We start from the raw sequence: 17,092 nt of genomic DNA on the forward strand, positions 1-17,092 counted from the left end.
ACCTGCTCGGCTCATGGTGTCACGTCCTCAATGTTTGCATTTGCCGGGAGGACATGCCGGCGCGGCACGTGGTGCCGGCCTTGGCGGCGCCGCCATCCGCGGCGGTGGCGCCGCGCGTTGCGCCTGCACCACCGGCCGCGGAGGTGGCGCGGCGCGCGGAGCCGGCGCGGGTGCCGGACGCGGCTGCACGGCGGCGGCGCGAGGCGGCGGGGCTGCGGCACGCGGCGGTGCGGCACGCGAGACCGGCGCCGGCGATACCGCAGCATGCGCGGGTGCCGCGCGCGCGGCCGGTGCCGGCCGTGCTGCCGTCGCGCGATTCACCGGGGCCATCGCAGGCTTCACGTTGGCGGTCGGTGCGGTCGCGGCATGCGTGAGTGGTTGCCGCCCGGGCTTGCCGGCGATCGTGGGCGCGTTTGGCGCCGCGGCCGCGCCAGGCTTGGTCGGGGCGGCTGGTTGCGCATTGGCGGGCGCCATCGCCGTCGCCGGCCTGGCGGGGGCGAGCGCATTCGGCCGCGCGCCGGGTTGCACGCTGCCGGGCGGTGTGGTGCCCGGCTGCACGGCGCCATGCTGCTGAATGGCATTGGCCGGCGCGGTCGCCGACTGCGGCAGCGGCGGTCCATTCTTGGCACCCGGCAGGGTGTGCGCGCCCATCGCGTTCGGCGCGACTGCGTTCGGTGCAACTCCCGGCGCTCCCATGGCCGCGCCTTGTGCCGGCGTCACGCCCGGTTGCGTGAGGTTGGCACGCTGCATCGCCGCGGCCGGCAGTTGCGGAGCGGCCGTGACCGGCGCGCCGCCCATGGCCGCCGTCACACCGGCCGCATGGAGCTGCGCCGGCGTCGGGTTGGGATTGTTGATCACCGTGTTGATCACCGTGGTGTTGTGGATGTTGTTGAACACGATGTTGTTCGGCGGCGGCACGACATAGGCCGGTGCGGCGACATAGGCCGGCATCGCCACGAAGAACGGCGTCGGCAGCACGAACAGCCCGATCGGCGGCGGCGGCGGCGGCAGCACGACGAAGTCCGGCGGCGGCGGCGGCAGGAAGAACACCGGCGGCGGCGGCGGCGGCGCGAAGGCGAACACCGGATCGCTGTAGTAGAGCACCGGGCGGTCGACATAGACCACCTCGTCGGGCGGCGGCGGCGGCACGTCGTAGTCAATCGCAGCGAACTGCGGCGGCGGCTCCAGCGCGGCCGACAGATAGGCGAGCCGGCGCCGCGCGTCGTAGGCGTGCGGCCCGCGCGGATAGCGCCTCAGGTAAGACCAATAAGCATCAGGCGTGTCGGCATTGTAGGTGCGCCGCCACGTGATGGACTCGCGCCGCGCCGCCACGATCGCGCGCACGCGCTTGGCAAGCGGATCGGTCGGGTAGGCCTGCAGATAGTCCTCGTAGCCTTGCAGGGTGTCGCGCTCCAGCGCGGCCGCATAGGCATCCTGCGCCGGGAAATCGCGGATCGGTTTGGTGCGCAGTCCGGCATCGACCTGCTGCGGCGGTGCGTCCGGCTTACGCTCGAAGAACATGAAGGGCGCGTCGACCTTCTGCGCATTCCACGGGATCTCGGCACCCTTGGTCATCTCGTTGACCCGCAGGCGGACGCGGTCGAACACGTCGGGCAAGGTCAGGCCGCCGGCACGGATCATTTCCGCCAGCGCTTGGGCGTAAGGCCCGTAAGGCGGCGCGCCGTCAGGAGCGACGGTGCCCGGCGCGGAGTTGAAGGCGATCAGCATCTTGGGCTCGGGATCGACCAGCGCAAGCCCGCCGGCCAGCGGCTGGCTGTCCTTGGCGAACGGATTGCTGCGTGCCGCATCGAGCACGATCACCCCGGCCTTGATCGGCAGTGCCGACAATTGATGAGTGTAGTCGGAGATGCGGATCGCCTCGACCGGCACGTCGGTGTCGCGGGCGATCTTGGCGTCGACGGGCACGAAGTAATTCTCGCCGGTGAGTTGCACGCCGTAGCCGGCGAGGTAGACGAAGGCGACCGCATTGGGGCCTGCGTCCTGCACCTTCTGGATGAAATCGCGGAACGACTTGCGCAGCGTCTCGCCGTCGAGGTCGCGGGCCCCGATCACATCGAAGCCGGCAGCCTGCAAGGTCTGCGCGATCAGCCCGGCGTCGTTGGCGGCGGTCTGCAACGCGCCGGCCTGGTAGGCGCCGTTGCCGATCACGAGCGCGAGGCGCTTTTCCTGATTCTGGGCGTGCACGGGAAGCGACGCGAACGACACCAGACCGACGATCAAAGCCCAGAGAATGCGCGCCATGGTGGTCGTCCCTTTTTCTTCTCGAGAGTTGGCGTATCGGATGGAAATGCTACTTCCGTGAATGCGCGCTGAACAGGATTGCGGCAATTGTGGCAATCCTTGGTCTGCATGGCTTCGGGCATCGGGAACTGGCTTCCCGGGCTCGCGCCGTTCGGCGATATTGCGCAGATAAAACAGGCAAAAAGGAGCACGCGATGCCAATCGCCGGACAAGGCATGCTGCTGACATCGATGGATGTCGACAGCTTACACGAAACTGAATTCAACCGCTGGTACGATCGCGAACATCTTGAAGAACGAGTCGCTATCGACGGATTCCTGGAAGCCCGCCGCTACGTCGCGCATGACGGCAAGCCGAAATATCTGAGCCTCTATTCGACTGCGACCTTCGACGTGCTCGAGAGCCCGGCCTATCGCAAGGCGCTCGCCAACCAGACCGACTGGTCGAAGGCCAATATCGCGCGCTTCCGGAACATGATCCGCGGGGTGGCGCGCATCACGATCAGCCGCGGCGTCGGCAGAGGCTCCGCCCTCGGGATCATCCGCCTGCGCCCGCCCGCCGAGGGAGCCGACAAACTGCGCGCTGCGTTGCGGGAGCAACTCGATCCGGCTTCGCGCGATGGCATCATCTCGATGCACCTGTTGGAGAACGATCCTGAACTGTCGAAGCCGCTCACGGCGGATGCCGGGAAGGCCGATCCCGGCGCCGGCGACTGGTTCGTGCTGATCGACGCCACCGATGTCGGCGTGGTCGCGGCAGCCGCGGCAAGCATCACCGGCAACGCAGCCCTGAAGCCACTGGTGGTCAGCAGCGGCATCTATCGATTGCTGTGGGACATCGCGAAGAGCGATCTGCCGCGCGGTTAGCTGCGCAGATTGGCGGTGCAGGACATGCTGCACCGCCGCATAACGCAATCGAGATTAACGCTACACGCGCATCAGCCGCGCGAAAGCGGATGATCGGACAATTTAGCCTTTGCCTTCTCTGGAACGGCTCTAATAAGATAAGCCTATGATCCAATTCAAAAACCAGAACAACGCCACGTGAGCGTTCGTCGACAACGATAAGGCCGCGCGGCCAGGCATTATTCGCGCGGGTCAAAGGTAGGAATGAAACCGACTGATATCTCGGCGCCGGATTACTTTCATAAAGTAGTCGATTGCCAATGGGCCTGTCCCGCACACACCCCTGTTCCTGAGTACATCCGGTTGATTGCTGAGGGGCGTTACAGCGACGCCTACATGATCAATTGGAAGTCCAACGTGTTCCCCGGCATCCTGGGACGCACGTGTGACCGTCCCTGCGAGCCGGCCTGCCGCCGCGGCCGCGTCGAGGACAATCCGGTTGCGATCTGCCGCCTGAAGCGCGTCGCCGCGGACTTCAAGGACGATATCCAGCATCGCCTGCCGAAGCCGGGACCGAAGAACGGCAAGCGCGTCGCGCTGGTCGGCGGCGGTCCCGCCTCGCTCGCCGTGGCCCGCGATCTCGCGCCGCTCGGCTATCACTGCACCGTGTTCGACGGCGACCCCAAGGCCGGCGGCATGATGCGCAGCCAGATTCCGAAATTCCGCCTGCCCGACAGCGTGATCGACGAGGAGACCGGCTACATCCTGGGCCTCGGCGTCGAGTTCAAGGGCGGCCATCGCGTCGACAGCCTGAAGCAGCTTTTGGCAGAGAACTATGACGCGATCTTCGTCGGCAGCGGCGCGCCGCGCGGCCGCGAGCTCGACATTCCCGGCCGCAAGGAGGCCGCCGCCAACATCCATATCGGCATCGAGTGGCTGTCCAACGTGTCGTTCGGCCATGTCGACAAGATCGGCCGCCGCGTCATCGTGCTGGGCGGCGGCAACACCGCGATGGATTGCTGCCGCACCGCGCGCCGCCTCGGCGGCGAGAGCGTCAAGGTGATCGTCCGCTCCGGCTTCGAGGAGATGAAGGCCTCGCCGTGGGAGAAGGAAGACGCCCTGCACGAGGACATCCCGATCCTCAACTACATGGTGCCGGTCGCATTCGTTCACGACAACGGCAAGCTGACCGGCGTCACCTTCCAGAAGGTGAAAGCGGAGTACGACGCCAAGGGCCGCCGCAACCTGGTGCCGTCGGGTGAGCCCGACGAGACCGTGGCCTGCGACGATGTGCTCGTTGCGGTCGGCCAGGAGAATGCGTTCCCCTGGATCGAAGCCGATTGCGGCATCGAATTCGACAAGTGGCACATGCCGAAGGTCGACCCCAAGACGTTCGTCTCGACCAATCCGAAGGTGTTCTTCGGCGGCGACGCGGCGTTCGGGCCGAAGAACATCATCTGGGCAGTGGCGCACGGCCATGACGCCGCGCTGTCGATCCACAAAATGCTGTCCGGCGAGGACATCAACGAGCGCCCGCTGCCCGAGGTGCACGTCTCCTCGCAGAAGATGGGCATCCACGAGTGGAGCTACGACAACGACATCTCCACTGACAAGCGCTTCAAGGTGCCGCATCGCGACAAGATCATCGCGCTGAAGGACATCCGCGCCGAGGTCGAGCTCGGCTACGACGTCAAGCTCGCGCTCGGCGAGGCGGAGCGCTGCCTGAACTGCGACGTGCAGACGGTGTTCTCCGCGCCGCTCTGCATCGAATGCGACGCCTGCGTCGACATCTGTCCGATGGACTGCATCACCTTCACCCAGAACGGTGAAGAGGACGACCTGCGGCAGCGGCTGAAAGCGCCCTCGCCGAATCACGACCAAGCGCTCTACGTCTCGGGCGACCTGAAGACCGGTCGCGTCATGGTGAAGGACGAAGACGTCTGCCTGCATTGCGGGCTGTGTGCCGAGCGCTGCCCGACCGGCGCCTGGGACATGCAGAAGTACCTCATCGATATGGTTCAAGCGGGATCAACATGTCAGTCCAAAGCCCGATCAGCAGCGTAAACGACTTCGTCGTCCGCTTCGCCAACGTCAACGGTTCGGGCTCGGCATCCGCGAACGAACTGTTCGCGCGTTCGATCCTGCGTCATGGCGTGCCGGTCAGCCCACGCAACATCTTCCCCTCCAACATCCAGGGCCTGCCGACCTGGTACGAGGTGCGCGTCACCGAGGACGGCCATCTCGGCGCCCGCGGCGGCGTCGACATGATGGTGGCGATGAACCCGCAGACCTGGGACAAGGACGTCGCCTCGATCGAGCCCGGCGGCTACCTGTTCTACGATTCGACCAAGCCGATGCCGTCGTCGAAGTTCCGCGAGGACATCACCGTCATCGGGGTGCCGCTGACCGCGATCACCAACTCGACCTACACCGATCCCAGGCAGCGCCAGCTGTTCAAGAACATTATCTATCTCGGCGCGCTGTGCGCCCTGCTCGACCTCGATCCCAAGCTGGTCGAGCAGCTCATCGGCGAACAATACAAGGGCAAGGAGAAGCTGCTCTCCTCCAACGTCCATGCCCTGCATCTCGGCCGCGACTGGGCGTTGCAGAACCTGAAATGCCCGATCGGGCTCCGGGTGAAGAAATCCGACAAGGTCGGCGACCGCATCTTCATCGAGGGCAACAGCGCCGCCGCGCTCGGTGCCGTCTATGGCGGCGCCACGGTTTGCGCCTGGTATCCGATCACGCCGTCATCGTCGGTCGCGGAAGCCTTCACCAGCCACTGCAAGAAGTACCGCCACGACCCGGAGACCGGCAAGGCGAAGTACGCCATCGTGCAGGGCGAGGACGAACTCGCCTCGATCGGCATCGTGATCGGCGCCTCCTGGAACGGCGCGCGGGCTTTCACCGCGACATCGGGACCCGGCATCTCGCTGATGACCGAGTTCATCGGCCTATCGTACTTCGCCGAGATTCCGGCCGTGATCATGAATATCCAGCGCGCCGGCCCCTCGACCGGCATGCCGACCCGCACCCAGCAATGCGACGTGATCGCCTGCGCCTACGCCTCGCACGGCGACACCAAGCACGTGCTGCTATTCCCGGAGGATCCGGCGGAAGCGTTCGAGTTCGCCGCCGCGGCGTTCGATCTCGCCGAACGGCTCCAGACCACGATCTTCCTGATGCTCGATCTCGACATCGGCATGAACCACCGGCTGTGCCGCCCGCTGAAGTGGGACGATTCCAAGCAATACGACCGCGGCAAGGTGATGACCGCCGAGATGCTCGAGGAAGGCCGTGACTTCGGCCGCTATCTCGACGTCGACGGCGACGGCATCCCCTATCGCACCTATCCCGGCACGCATCCGACCAAGGGCTCCTACTTCACCCGCGGCACCTCGCGCGACCGCTACGCGCGCTATTCCGAGGAAGGCGCGGTCTACGCCGACAACATGCAGCGGCTGGTGCGCAAGTTCGAGACCGCGCAAGACATGGTGCCGCGGCCGTTGCAGGCCAACGCGGCGAAGCCGACCAAATACGGCGTGCTGTATTTCGGCTCAACCTCGCCCGCGATGGACGAGGCGATCGGGATTCTGGAGGCCCGCGGTCATCAGCTCGACCGCATGCGCATCCGGGCCTTCCCGTTCCACTCCAGCGTCGCGAGCTTCATCGCCGACCACGACTTCGTCTACGTGGTCGAGCAGAACCGCGATGCCCAGCTGCGCCAGCTGATCGTCAACGAGAACGGCATCGACCCCGTCAGGCTGGTGCCGATCCTGCACTATGACGGCACGCCGATCACCGCGCGCTTCATCGCCAACGCGATCGGCGACCACCAGGACCACCTCAAGGTGACCCCTCTCCGCAAGGCCGTGACATGATCGATCGTCCGATCTCTCCGGCGTCATGCCCGGGCTCGTCCCGGGCATCCACGACTTTCTTTCTCCTGGCCAAGACGTGGATGGCCGGGACAAGCCCGGCCATGACGTGGCGGGGAGCGCAGGTGTTGTCATGACCTACATTGCAAAGCCCAAGTTTCATCACCCCGGCCTGAAGAAGAACGAGCTGGGCTATACCCATCGCGACTACGAGGGCAAGATCTCGACCCTGTGCGCCGGCTGCGGCCATGATTCGATCACCGCCTCGATCATCGAGGCCTGCTACGAGCTCTCGATCGAGCCGCACCGGGTGGCGAAGATTTCCGGAATCGGTTGCTCGTCGAAGACGCCGGACTACTTCCTCGGCAATTCGCACGGCTTCAACTCGGTGCATGGCCGGATGCCGTCGGTCCTGACCGGCGCCAACCTCGCCAACCGCGACCTGATCTATCTCGGCGTCTCCGGCGACGGCGACTCAGCCTCGATCGGCTTCGGCCAGTTCGCGCACTCGATCCGCCGCGCCGTCAACATGACCTACATCGTCGAGAATAACGGCGTGTACGGCCTGACCAAGGGCCAGTTCTCGGCCACCGCCGACCGCGGCTCGAAGTCCAAGAAGGGCGTCACCAACACCGACAACGCGATCGACCTGGTCGCGATCGCGCTGCAACTCGGTGCTACCTTCGTGGCGCGCTCCTTCTCCGGCGACAAGACGCAGCTGGTGCCGCTGATCGCGGCTGCGATCCGCCACAAGGGCGCATCCTTCATCGACGTGATCAGCCCCTGCATCGCTTTCAACAACCACGCTGGCTCGACCAAGAGCTTCGACTATGTCCGCGAACACAATGACGCGGTGAACCGGCTCGATGTGCTGGTCGGCCGCGAGCCGATCAGCGTCGACTATGCGCCCGGCACCGTGCAGGTGGTCGAGCAGCATGACGGCTCGAGGCTCGCGCTGCGCAAGCTCGATGCCGACTACGATCCGCACGATCGCTTGGGCGCCCAGACCTTCCTGCAAAAGCATGCGGCCAAAGGCCAGATCGTCACCGGGCTCCTTTACGTCGATCCGGATGCCGAGGATCTGCACACCCATCTCGACACCGTCGAGACGCCGCTCAACACCATGGACGAGCAGGCGCTCTGCCCCGGCTCGGCCGTGCTGGACAAGATCAACGCCAGCTTACGCTGACGGAAACACGGCCGGTCTCGTCTTCCGCGCGCGGGCGGCGGCGAGATAGGTGTTGCAGGTCGCGAGCAACTCGTCGGCATTGACCGCCAGCGTGCCGGTGCTGATCGGGATGCCCTCCAACCCGACCATCTTGTTGAGGGCCGTCAGCGTGCGCCCGGTGATAGTCACAGCAGATTGACCCATTGCGGCCGGACTGATCTTCAGCACCAAGAATTTTTCGCGACGAACCTGCCAAGTGGAGATCGCCTCCACCGACTGCCAGGGCAGAAACTTCCATGACGACCGCGTATCGCGGATACCATCGCGGGTGATGAGGAGCACTGGCGCCTTTGGCGACAAAAGCCGCCAGGCAGCTACGCATACTCCGAGCCCAAAGAAGACAAGGCCGAGATAGCCGGCCACGACGGTTCCGGTCTCCGGCGCTTTCCCGGGAAACCAGCCGAACACAATGGCCGCGCATGTCAGCGTAAGCACGACGCCGCCGAACAACAGGATGAGCATTCGCCAAAAGGAAATGGCGATCTCGACGTCAGGAAGATCTTGACCAGGTCGCATAGCTCGGACCGCGCTCTCGACAACCGGGAGTTCTGGATACCGACACTTGCGCGGTACACGTTAAGATCGCATTTCGGCAATCGTTCGAAATGCGCCCCAATCCGAATGCCTGGTCTCAGGCCGGGCCTTCCGCCATGCCACCGGAAGGCCGTAGGGTGGGCAAAGGAGCGCAGCGACGTGCCCACCATCAAGTGACGTGCGCGCGATGGTGGGCACGCTGCGCTTTGCCCACCCTACGGTTTTGCATTTCGGCGGCTACTTGTCGCTCAGCACGTCGCCGAACAACGCCCACGACTTGCCGTCGAACCGCGCCATCTGGATTTGGCGGATCGGCGTGACGTTGTCGGGCTCGGTCTGCACCTTGATGCCCGGCAGCAGCATCGGCAGTTCGAGCGGCTTCAGATTGGTCGCCTGCTTGATGATGTTGTCGCGGCTGTAGTCGCCGTTGCAGTTCTTCAGCACCGCCGTCATGACCTGCGCGACCGTGTAGCCCTGCACGTTGAACAGATCGCCCGGGCTCGCATTGGGCTGGTACTTCTTCATCCAGGCCGCGAATTCCTTCTGCCCGGCATCGTCGGCCCAGCGCGGATCGGTCGGGTCCTTCAGATAGAGGCCGGTCACGACACCGATGACGTTCTCGAGCCCGGCCGGCTCGAGCACCGCGGAGACCGAGTTGGAAACGGTCGGCAGGATGGTGAGCGGCTTCCAGCCCATGCTCGCCGCCTTGCGCAGCGCTTGCGCCGCGAATTTCGGCGTCGCCTCGGCGAAGAACACATCCGCGCCGGATTCCCGCATCGTCACCATCTGGGAATCGATGGTCGGGTCCGACGTCAGATAGGTGGTCTCCGCGACGATCTGGCCGACATGCTCGCCGAGTCCGTCCTTGAAGCCCTTGAGATAGTCCTTGCCGGCGTCCTCGTTCGGCGTGATGACCGCGATCTTGGCGTCCGGCTTGGTCTTCAGGATGTACTTTGCGTAGAGCCGGCCTTCGAGCTCGTAGGTCGGATTGAAGCCGACCGTCCACGGGAACTGCTTCGGATCGTTCCAGCGCGTCGCGCCTGACGACACGAACAGCTGCGGCACCTTCTTGATGTTCAGATACTTCTGCACGGCGATGTTGGGCGCGGTGCCGACCGCGCTGAAGATCGCAAGCACCTCGTCCTGTTCCACCAGCTTGCGGGTCTGCTCGACCGTCTTCGATGGCGAGTAGGCGTCGTCGAGACTCTCGAAGTCGATCTTGCGGCCGTCGATGCCGCCCTGATCGTTGAGCATCTGGAAGTACGCCTCCTCGGCACGCGCGATGGTGCCGTAGGCCGATGCCGGGCCGCTGTAGGGCGCGGTGTTGCCGATCTTGATCGTGCTCTCGGCTGCAATGGATGGCGCGAACGATGAGGCCGTGAGCACGATGAAGGCGAAAAGGCCCGCTAGGCGAAAGCGAGTTGACAAGGGCATATCCTGTTCTTGGTTTTCTTGACGCGGCGCACATTATCAATCGCGCCCGCGCAGGCAATCACCAAGAAGCTTGCGCATGCCTGCATCACGCTCGTGCGGAACGTGATGCAGCTTCAAAACTCGCAGATGTGCCGAGAAGTTCGCTGAGCGAGACCGGCATTCCGCGCGGCGGTCCAGCGCCGCGCTCGCTATTACGAATGCGTCGTCCTCAAGCCGCGACCGCTGCCGCGCGCGGGCTGACGACGTATTCCTTCAGCACCTTGTCGGTGCCGTCGACCTCGGTCAGCGCCACGTCGTAGGTCCAGAGATCGGCGAGGTGTTGCAGCACGCGGCGCGTATCGGTCTCGTTGAGCTGTGCGCCCTTCACGGTGGTGTGACGCAGCATCAGGCGTCGATCGCCGTCGAGATCGACGTCCACGACCTCAATATTGGCATCGACGAATCCGACGTCGTATTGCCGCGCCAGTTCGCGGCGCACCCGGCGGTAGCCGCGCTCGTCATGGATCGCATCGACCTTGATTCCCTGGCTTTCGGCGGGGTCGTCGTGCAGGTGGAACATGCGGAAGCGACGGATCAGCGCCGGGCTGAGGAACTGGTTGATGAAGCTCTCGTCGCGATAGTTGCTCCAGATCTCGCGCAGCACGCCCTCGACGTCGCCCTTGCCGGCGATGTCGGGGAACCATTGACGATCCTCGTCCTCCGGCGTCTTCACGATCCGCTCGATGTCCTGCATCATCGCGAAGCCGAGCGCATAGGGATTGAAACCGGAATAGCGGCGGTCGTCGAACTCGGGCTGGAACACCACATTGGTGTGCGATTGCAGGAATTCGAGGAAATTACCGTCGGTGATCCGGCCCTGCTGATGCAGCCGGCTCATGATGCGGTAATGCACGTAGGTCGCCGTACCCTCGTTCATCACCTTGGTCTGCCCTTGCGGATAGAAATACTGCGCGATGTGACGCACGATGCGAATGAGCTCGCGCTGCCATGGCGCAAGGCGCGGCGCGGTCTTCTCGAGGAAATAGAGGATGTTCTCCTGCGGCAGGCCGAGCAGCGCACGGCGCCGCTCCGCAGTGAGCGCGGCCTTGGTCTTGGCCTTGGTGTTCGGCACCGTCCGCCACAGATCGTTGAACACGGCCTCCTCGTGCTGGCGGCGCTCGCCGGCGCGCTTCTCCTCGGCGCGCAGGTCGAGCGTCTTCTTGCCGGGATAGCGGTCGACACCATGCGACATCAGCGCATGCGCGGCATCCAGCGTCCGCTCCACGGTCTCGCGGCCGTGGCGGTCCTCGCAGGCCGCGATATAGCCCTTGGCGAATTCGAGATAGTCGAGGATGCCGTCGGCATCGGTCCACTGCTTGAACAGATAGTTGTTCTTGAAGAAGTGATTGTGCCCGAACGCGGCGTGCGCGATCACCAGCGTCTGCATCGTCGCGGTGTTCTCCTCCATCAGGTAGGAGATGCACGGCGAGGAATTGATCACGATCTCATAGGCGAGCCCCATCAGGCCCTTGCGATAGGATGCTTCCTGGAAGGCGAACTGCTTGCCGAACGACCAGTGCTTGTAGAACAGCGGCATGCCGACCGAGGAATAGGCGTCGAGCATCTGCTCGGCGGTGATCACCTCGATCTGATTGGGATAGACGTCGAGCCCGAGCTCCTTGCGCGCGATCTGCTCGCAGGCATCGTGGATCCGCTGCAACGTCTGGAAATCCCAGTCGGCGCCCTCGAACAGCCGTTCGCCGGAAGACTCCATCAACTATACCCTTTCCTGGCTGGTGCGGCGCTTGAACAGGTCCTGGAACACCGGGAAAATCTCGCCGCGCTCGCTGACCTTGCGCATCGACAGCGGCGCGCCCTCGTTGCGCAGGCGCTCGTAGAGCGTCCACAGCGAGGAGTCCGGCATGTCGAAGGTGTAGTTGGCGGCTTCACCAACCTCGAGATAGGCGAAGAATTGGCAGACCGGCAGGATCTTGTCGGTCAACAGATGCCCGGTCAGCGCGCTGTCCGAGGTCATGTTGTCGCCATCCGAAGCCTGCGCCGCGTAGATGTTCCAGTCGGCCGGACGGAAGCGGGTGCGCACGATGTCGTTCATCGCGACCAGCGCGCTCGACACCAGCGTGCCGCCCGACGCCGGTCCATGGAAGAACGTATCCTCGTCCACCTCCTCGGCGCGGTCGGTGTGCCGGATGAACACGATCTCGACGTGCTTGTAGCGCCGCTTCAGGAAGACGTAGAGCAGCATGTAGAACCGCTTGGCCAGGTCCTTCATGTGCTCGGACATCGAGCCCGAGACATCCATCAGGCAGAACATCACGGCCTGCGCCACCGGCTTCGGCACCGTCTCGAAGCGGCGGTAGCGGATGTCGATCGGATCGATGAACGGAATCCGCTTGGCCTTGGCCTTCAGCGATTCGAGCAGCGCGAGCAGCTCGCGGCGGCGCGTCTCGTCGTCGCAGTCCGCAAGCTCCGCCTCGAGCGCCTCGATCTCGTCCTTGCGCGGCCGGCGTAGCGCCACGCGGCGCGCCAGCGCCCGGCTCACGGTGCGGCTGATCGAGATATTGGCGGGCGAACCCGAGGTCGCATAGCCCGCGCGCTGAATGCCCTCGCTTTCGGTCTCCGCGAGCTTGCGCTTGGCAAGGTCGGGCAGCTCGAGATCGTCGAGGAAAAGATCGACGAATTCATCGCGGCTCAGCACGAAGCGGAAGGCGTCCTCGCTGTCGCCCTCACCCGCGCCGGAGCCCTTGGCGCCGCTCTGGTTCGGCCGCTGCAGCCAGTCACCCTCGACGAACTTCTTGTTGCCGGGCAGCACCATGTCGCGCGTACCACCCTCGCGCCGGAACCGCGGCTCGTCCATGCCGTCCAGCGGGATGGTTACTTCGCCGCCCTCCAGGACATCCTTGATGTCCCGGTCCTGTGACGACTTCTTGACGGCCCCCTGCACCAGCGCCTTGGCGCGCCGCAGGAAGCGCTGGCGGTTCTCCAGGCTCTTGCTACCCGGATTCAACCGCCGATCGACGATATGCATGACCACTTTGCATCTGCCTCGCGCCGGATGCGATCATGACAGTCGCATCGCATTCTTCTTGGAGGGACGGAAAGCCGTTGCCGGCTTTCCGGATCGATCATGCTCTAGCCGGCCTGCTTCACCCGCATGTACCACTCGACGAGCCGGCGGACCTGGCGCTCGGTATAGCCGCGCTCCACCATGCGCTCGACGAACTCGCCGTGCTTCTTCTCGGTCTCGCCGTCCTTCTTGGAGCCGAACGAGATGACCGGAAGCAGATCCTCGACCTGCGAGAATATCCGCTTCTCGATCACGTCACGGACCTTTTCGTAGGAGGTCCAGCTCGGGTTCTTGCCGCCGTTATGCGCCCGCGAGCGCAGCGAGAACTTGACGACCTCGTTGCGGAAGTCCTTCGGGTTGGCGATGCCGGCCGGCTTCTCGATCTTGGTCAGCTCCTGATTCAGAAGCTCGCGGTTCATCAGCTGGCCGGTGTCGGGATCCTTGAAGTCCTGGTCCTCGATCCAGGCGTCGGCGTAGTCGACATAACGGTCGAACAGATTCTGGCCGTAGTCGGCATAGGATTCCAGATAGGCCTTCTGGATCTCGTTGCCGATGAACTCGGCATAGCGCGGCGCGAGATCGGCCTTGATGAATTCGAGATAGCGCTTCTCGGTCTCGTCAGGCAGCTGCTCGCGCCGGATCGCCTGCTCCAGCACATACATCAGATGCACCGCGTCGGCGCCGACTTCCGTGGTGTCGTGGTTGAAGGTCGAGGCCAGCACCTTGAAGGCAAAGCGGGTCGAGACGCCGTCCATGCCTTCGTCGACGCCGGCCGCGTCCTTGTATTCCTGCACGCTGCGCGCCTTCGGATCGGATTCTTTCAGGCTCTCGCCGTCATAGACCCGCATCTTGGCGAACAGCGTCGAGTTCTCGTGCTTGCGCAGCCGCGACATCACCGAGAAGCGGGCCAGCGTCTCCAGCGTCGCCGGTGCGCATGGCGCGGCGGCGAGCTCGGAGCTCTCGATCAGCTTGTCGTAGATCTTCTGCTCCTCGGTGACCCGCAGGCAGTACGGGACCTTGATGACGCAGATGCGGTCGATGAAGGCCTCGTTGTTCTTGTTGGTCTTGAAGCTCTGCCACTCGGCCTCGTTGGAGTGCGCGAGGATGATGCCGGTGAACGGGATCGCGCCGATGTTCTCGGTGCCGATGTAGTTGCCTTCCTGCGTCGCCGTCAGCAGCGGATGCAGCATCTTGATCGGCGCCTTGAACATCTCGACGAACTCGAGCACGCCCTGGTTGGCGCGGTTGAGGCCGCCGGAATAACTGTAGGCGTCGGGATCGTTCTGAGCGTAGGTCTCGAGCTTGCGGATGTCGACCTTGCCGACCAGCGAGGAGATATCCTGATTGTTCTCGTCGCCGGGCTCGGTCTTGGCAACCGCGATCTGACGCAGCCGCGAGGGCTGGAGGCGCGCGACGCGGAATTGCGAGATGTCACCGCCGAAGGCTTCGAGCCGCTTGTAGGCCCAGGGCGACATCAGCCCGCTCAGGCGGCGGCGCGGAATGCCGTACTTCTCCTCGATCATCGGCCCGAGCTGCTCTGGATCGAACAGCCCGAGCGGGCTCTCGAACACCGGCGACAGTTCGTCGCCCGCCTTCAGCACGTAGATCGGATGAACTTCCATCAGCGCCTTGATGCGCTCGGCGAGCGACGATTTGCCGCCACCGACCGGTCCGAGCAGATAGAGGATCTGCTTGCGCTCCTCGAGGCCCTGCGCGGCGTGACGGAAGAAGCCGACGATCCGCTCGATCGTGTCTTCCATGCCGTGGAAGCCGGCGAAGGCCGGATACGACCGTATCGTACGGTTCAAAAAGATACGGCCAAGGCGAGGGTCCTTGGCCGTGTCGATCATCTGGGGCTCACCGATCGCCGCTAATAACCGCTCGGCCGCGTTGGCATATCGCATCGGATCACTTCGACACGACTCCAGATACTCGGCCATCGACATGTCGGTCTGGCTTCGCGCTTCAAACGACCTTGCGAAGGCGTTGAACAAAGAATCGTTGTACATGATCCCTATCTCCACGATATGTATCGCCGCACGACTGACACGAGTCGTAACCAGAGCGTCCTAGGATCGAATCAGCGTCGGCACGCTGGGTCCATTGGACACTCGACCGACTCACTTCGGCAATGCACGGCGCGTGCAGCCTCTGCCTTATCAACAGGCAGGAAGCTTAATGGTTCATCAATATCCACTGTTGGTGGCCTGTTTTTGACGGTTGTAGCCCCTCCGCCACATCCGTGGTTTACCGGGGCCCGAGCCTCCAAACATCCCTCCAAAGTGGACATCCGAGCGGGGCAACTTCCCCGTCCGAAAATGAACGTTGGCTTCCCTGAAAACGTGTGGCTGTCCAGCCTTGGCGTCAAGATGTGCGCGTCACGGATTCGGATGAACAATCAGTCAGGAGCCGTTGAACGTGCCTCCTTGTCGCCGCGACTAAGGCAACAAGCCCGCGCAGTTCCGCGCGGCACCATTGCCGCGCTCTAAAGATGACACTTTGGAAGCGCAGGCTATTCCCGAGGCGGTCATGAAGCGCACGTTCCTTGTTGTCGCACTTGCAGCAGCCGCCTGTGCCGGCGCGTCGTCAGCCGTCAAGGCGCAGGAAGCGGTCGACAAGGCCGAGGCAGCCGCCTTCGACAACAGGATGTTCGCCGGCCCGCCAGGTGCGAAAGCCTATGCCTGCTTCGTGCGGCGATATGATGCAAATCATCTCGCGCAGCACCCGAAGCAGAAGGTGAGCGCGATGAAGCTTTTGGTCGAGGCCGAGGACGCACCGGAGGACAAGACCACCAACTACTCATTCCGCCTCGGCGTCACCTACCGCCACCGCGCCGGCAATTTCGACTCCAGCGGCTACTGCAACCACGCGATCGCAACCGAATCCGGACACGAAATACGCTTCGCATGTGGCGTGGATTGCGAGGGCGGCGGTATCGGCGTGGCGTTGTCGAACGACGATAAATCCGCGATCGCACGCCTGAGCAGCATCAGGATGTGGAATCGCAACAAACCCGACGACGATGCGGAAGAAGAGCTGCTCGCCGGCGCCGACGACAAGGCCTTTCGCGTCGATCGCGCGGACGTCGGCGAATGCGCCGAACTTGTGACCGACCGCAAGGAACTCGCTGCCCTCCGCCACAAGTGATAGGCTTCGCCCGATCAACAACAATTGCGCGAGGGACACCATGCACCGACGCAGCATCCTGTGGGGCACGCTCTCGGCGGTCGGCGCCGCCTTCGCGGCGTCACGGGCGAACGCCACCACCGAAGCACCGCCGCAGAAGCTGAAGGTGGTCTATCACCTCGACGACCTCGACAAGGTCAACTTCGTGGTCGGCAACATCCAGAACCACCTCAACGGCGTCGGCGGCCCGGGCAATGTGACGATCGCGCTGGTGGTGCATGGCCAGGCGCTGAAGGCGTTTCATTCGACCGGGGCCAATCCCGAACTGGCAACGCATCTCGGGCAGTTCACCAGGGACGGGATCGAGCTTGCCGCCTGCGGCAACACCATGAAATCGCAGAACATCACGCTCGGCGACCTGCTCCCCGGCTTCGTGGCCGCCGAGCGGGGCGGCGTGGTCCGCCTCGCCGAGCTGCAATCCCAGGGATACCTCTATTTGCGGCCCTGACGCGCGGCGACAGGCCGCGCCGGCGTCATAAAAATGTGCCGAGATCGGGGTCTGCTCGGACCGACGGTCCGAGGGGATCGAACTGTTGTGAATGGCGTTATCCCTTCGCAATACCGATACTCCGCCCGGGCCCCCAGCCATGTTGACAATCCCCTTCCGGCCCCGAAAGCTGCCCGGGAACCCAAAAATCGACCCTCGATCGAACGAGAACAG

Annotated in this window: 12 protein-coding genes; 6 read left to right on the plus strand and 6 right to left on the minus strand. The window is 64.1% G+C overall.

Going from position 1 to position 17,092, the window contains the following annotated elements; all coding sequences use genetic code 11:
- Window positions 1-27: 27 nt before the first annotated feature.
- Window positions 28-2,262, minus strand: a complete 2,235-nt coding sequence (locus CWS35_RS34345) for a caspase domain-containing protein (RefSeq protein ID WP_100955581.1) — start codon at window positions 2,260-2,262, stop codon at window positions 28-30.
- A 194-nt stretch (window positions 2,263-2,456) separates the two neighbouring features.
- On the opposite strand from CWS35_RS34345, the gene CWS35_RS34350 reads away from it, so the two are divergent.
- The 4 genes from CWS35_RS34350 to CWS35_RS34365 all read left to right on the plus strand — a co-directional run bounded on the left by CWS35_RS34350 (window position 2,457) and on the right by CWS35_RS34365 (window position 8,174).
- Window positions 2,457-3,128 (plus strand): DUF4286 family protein, encoded by a 672-nt coding sequence (locus CWS35_RS34350; RefSeq protein WP_024579898.1) that lies wholly within the window; start codon window positions 2,457-2,459, stop codon window positions 3,126-3,128.
- 243 nt (window positions 3,129-3,371) lie between these two features.
- A complete protein-coding gene (locus tag CWS35_RS34355; RefSeq protein ID WP_100955582.1) occupies window positions 3,372-5,171 on the plus strand; it encodes an FAD-dependent oxidoreductase in 1,800 nt (599 codons plus the stop codon).
- Window positions 5,141-6,988, plus strand: coding sequence for a 2-oxoacid:acceptor oxidoreductase subunit alpha (locus CWS35_RS34360; protein ID WP_024579896.1), 1,848 nt, complete (start codon window positions 5,141-5,143; stop codon window positions 6,986-6,988). The genes CWS35_RS34355 and CWS35_RS34360 overlap by 31 nt, the downstream gene beginning before the upstream one ends.
- A gap of 130 nt (window positions 6,989-7,118) precedes the next feature.
- Window positions 7,119-8,174, plus strand: a complete 1,056-nt coding sequence (locus CWS35_RS34365) for a 2-oxoacid:ferredoxin oxidoreductase subunit beta (protein WP_100955583.1) — start codon at window positions 7,119-7,121, stop codon at window positions 8,172-8,174.
- On the opposite strand, the gene CWS35_RS34370 is transcribed toward CWS35_RS34365, so the two are convergent.
- From CWS35_RS34370 to CWS35_RS34390, 5 genes are all read right to left on the minus strand, one after another.
- A complete protein-coding gene (locus CWS35_RS34370; protein ID WP_100955584.1) occupies window positions 8,166-8,675 on the minus strand; it encodes an STM3941 family protein in 510 nt (169 codons plus the stop codon). The genes CWS35_RS34365 and CWS35_RS34370 overlap by 9 nt on opposite strands.
- A 309-nt stretch (window positions 8,676-8,984) precedes the next feature.
- On the minus strand, window positions 8,985-10,181 hold the full coding sequence (locus tag CWS35_RS34375; protein WP_371682817.1) for an ABC transporter substrate-binding protein: 1,197 nt from the start codon (window positions 10,179-10,181) through the stop codon (window positions 8,985-8,987).
- Window positions 10,182-10,389: 208 nt separating this feature from the next.
- The gene (locus CWS35_RS34380) at window positions 10,390-11,934 is read right to left on the minus strand and encodes a SpoVR family protein (RefSeq protein WP_024579893.1); all 1,545 of its coding nucleotides are present in this window, start codon (window positions 11,932-11,934) and stop codon (window positions 10,390-10,392) included.
- Window positions 11,935-11,937: 3 nt separating this feature from the next.
- The gene (locus CWS35_RS34385) at window positions 11,938-13,206 is read right to left on the minus strand and encodes a YeaH/YhbH family protein (protein ID WP_024579892.1); all 1,269 of its coding nucleotides are present in this window, start codon (window positions 13,204-13,206) and stop codon (window positions 11,938-11,940) included.
- 104 nt (window positions 13,207-13,310) lie between these two features.
- The gene (locus CWS35_RS34390) at window positions 13,311-15,254 is read right to left on the minus strand and encodes a PrkA family serine protein kinase (protein ID WP_024579891.1); all 1,944 of its coding nucleotides are present in this window, start codon (window positions 15,252-15,254) and stop codon (window positions 13,311-13,313) included.
- 520 nt (window positions 15,255-15,774) lie between these two features.
- Here CWS35_RS34390 and CWS35_RS34395 point away from each other — a divergent pair.
- On the plus strand, window positions 15,775-16,392 hold the full coding sequence (locus CWS35_RS34395) for a hypothetical protein (protein ID WP_168226417.1): 618 nt from the start codon (window positions 15,775-15,777) through the stop codon (window positions 16,390-16,392).
- Between the two features lie 40 nt (window positions 16,393-16,432).
- The gene (locus CWS35_RS34400) at window positions 16,433-16,879 is read left to right on the plus strand and encodes a DsrE family protein (protein WP_024579889.1); all 447 of its coding nucleotides are present in this window, start codon (window positions 16,433-16,435) and stop codon (window positions 16,877-16,879) included.
- The last annotated feature ends 213 nt before the right edge of the window (window positions 16,880-17,092 follow it).

It is taken from the genome of Bradyrhizobium sp. SK17, assembly GCF_002831585.1.
In the GTDB taxonomy this organism is placed as follows: Bacteria; Pseudomonadota; Alphaproteobacteria; order Rhizobiales; family Xanthobacteraceae; genus Bradyrhizobium.

Excerpts from the sequence above, each read along its gene's own strand:
- CWS35_RS34365 (WP_100955583.1), top strand. The coding sequence starts at position 7,119 with ATGACCTACATTGCAAAGCCCAAGTTTCATCACCCCGGCCTGAAGAAG.
- CWS35_RS34345 (WP_100955581.1), bottom strand. The coding sequence starts at position 2,262 with ATGGCGCGCATTCTCTGGGCTTTGATCGTCGGTCTGGTGTCGTTCGCG.
- CWS35_RS34385 (WP_024579892.1), bottom strand. The coding sequence starts at position 13,206 with ATGCATATCGTCGATCGGCGGTTGAATCCGGGTAGCAAGAGCCTGGAG.
- CWS35_RS34360 (WP_024579896.1), top strand. The coding sequence starts at position 5,141 with ATGTCAGTCCAAAGCCCGATCAGCAGCGTAAACGACTTCGTCGTCCGC.
- CWS35_RS34370 (WP_100955584.1), bottom strand. The coding sequence starts at position 8,675 with ATGCTCATCCTGTTGTTCGGCGGCGTCGTGCTTACGCTGACATGCGCG.
- CWS35_RS34400 (WP_024579889.1), top strand. The coding sequence starts at position 16,433 with ATGCACCGACGCAGCATCCTGTGGGGCACGCTCTCGGCGGTCGGCGCC.
- CWS35_RS34395 (WP_168226417.1), top strand. The coding sequence starts at position 15,775 with ATGAAGCGCACGTTCCTTGTTGTCGCACTTGCAGCAGCCGCCTGTGCC.
- CWS35_RS34350 (WP_024579898.1), top strand. The coding sequence starts at position 2,457 with ATGCCAATCGCCGGACAAGGCATGCTGCTGACATCGATGGATGTCGAC.
- CWS35_RS34375 (WP_371682817.1), bottom strand. The coding sequence starts at position 10,181 with ATGCCCTTGTCAACTCGCTTTCGCCTAGCGGGCCTTTTCGCCTTCATC.
- CWS35_RS34390 (WP_024579891.1), bottom strand. The coding sequence starts at position 15,254 with ATGTACAACGATTCTTTGTTCAACGCCTTCGCAAGGTCGTTTGAAGCG.
- CWS35_RS34355 (WP_100955582.1), top strand. The coding sequence starts at position 3,372 with ATGAAACCGACTGATATCTCGGCGCCGGATTACTTTCATAAAGTAGTC.
- CWS35_RS34380 (WP_024579893.1), bottom strand. The coding sequence starts at position 11,934 with ATGGAGTCTTCCGGCGAACGGCTGTTCGAGGGCGCCGACTGGGATTTC.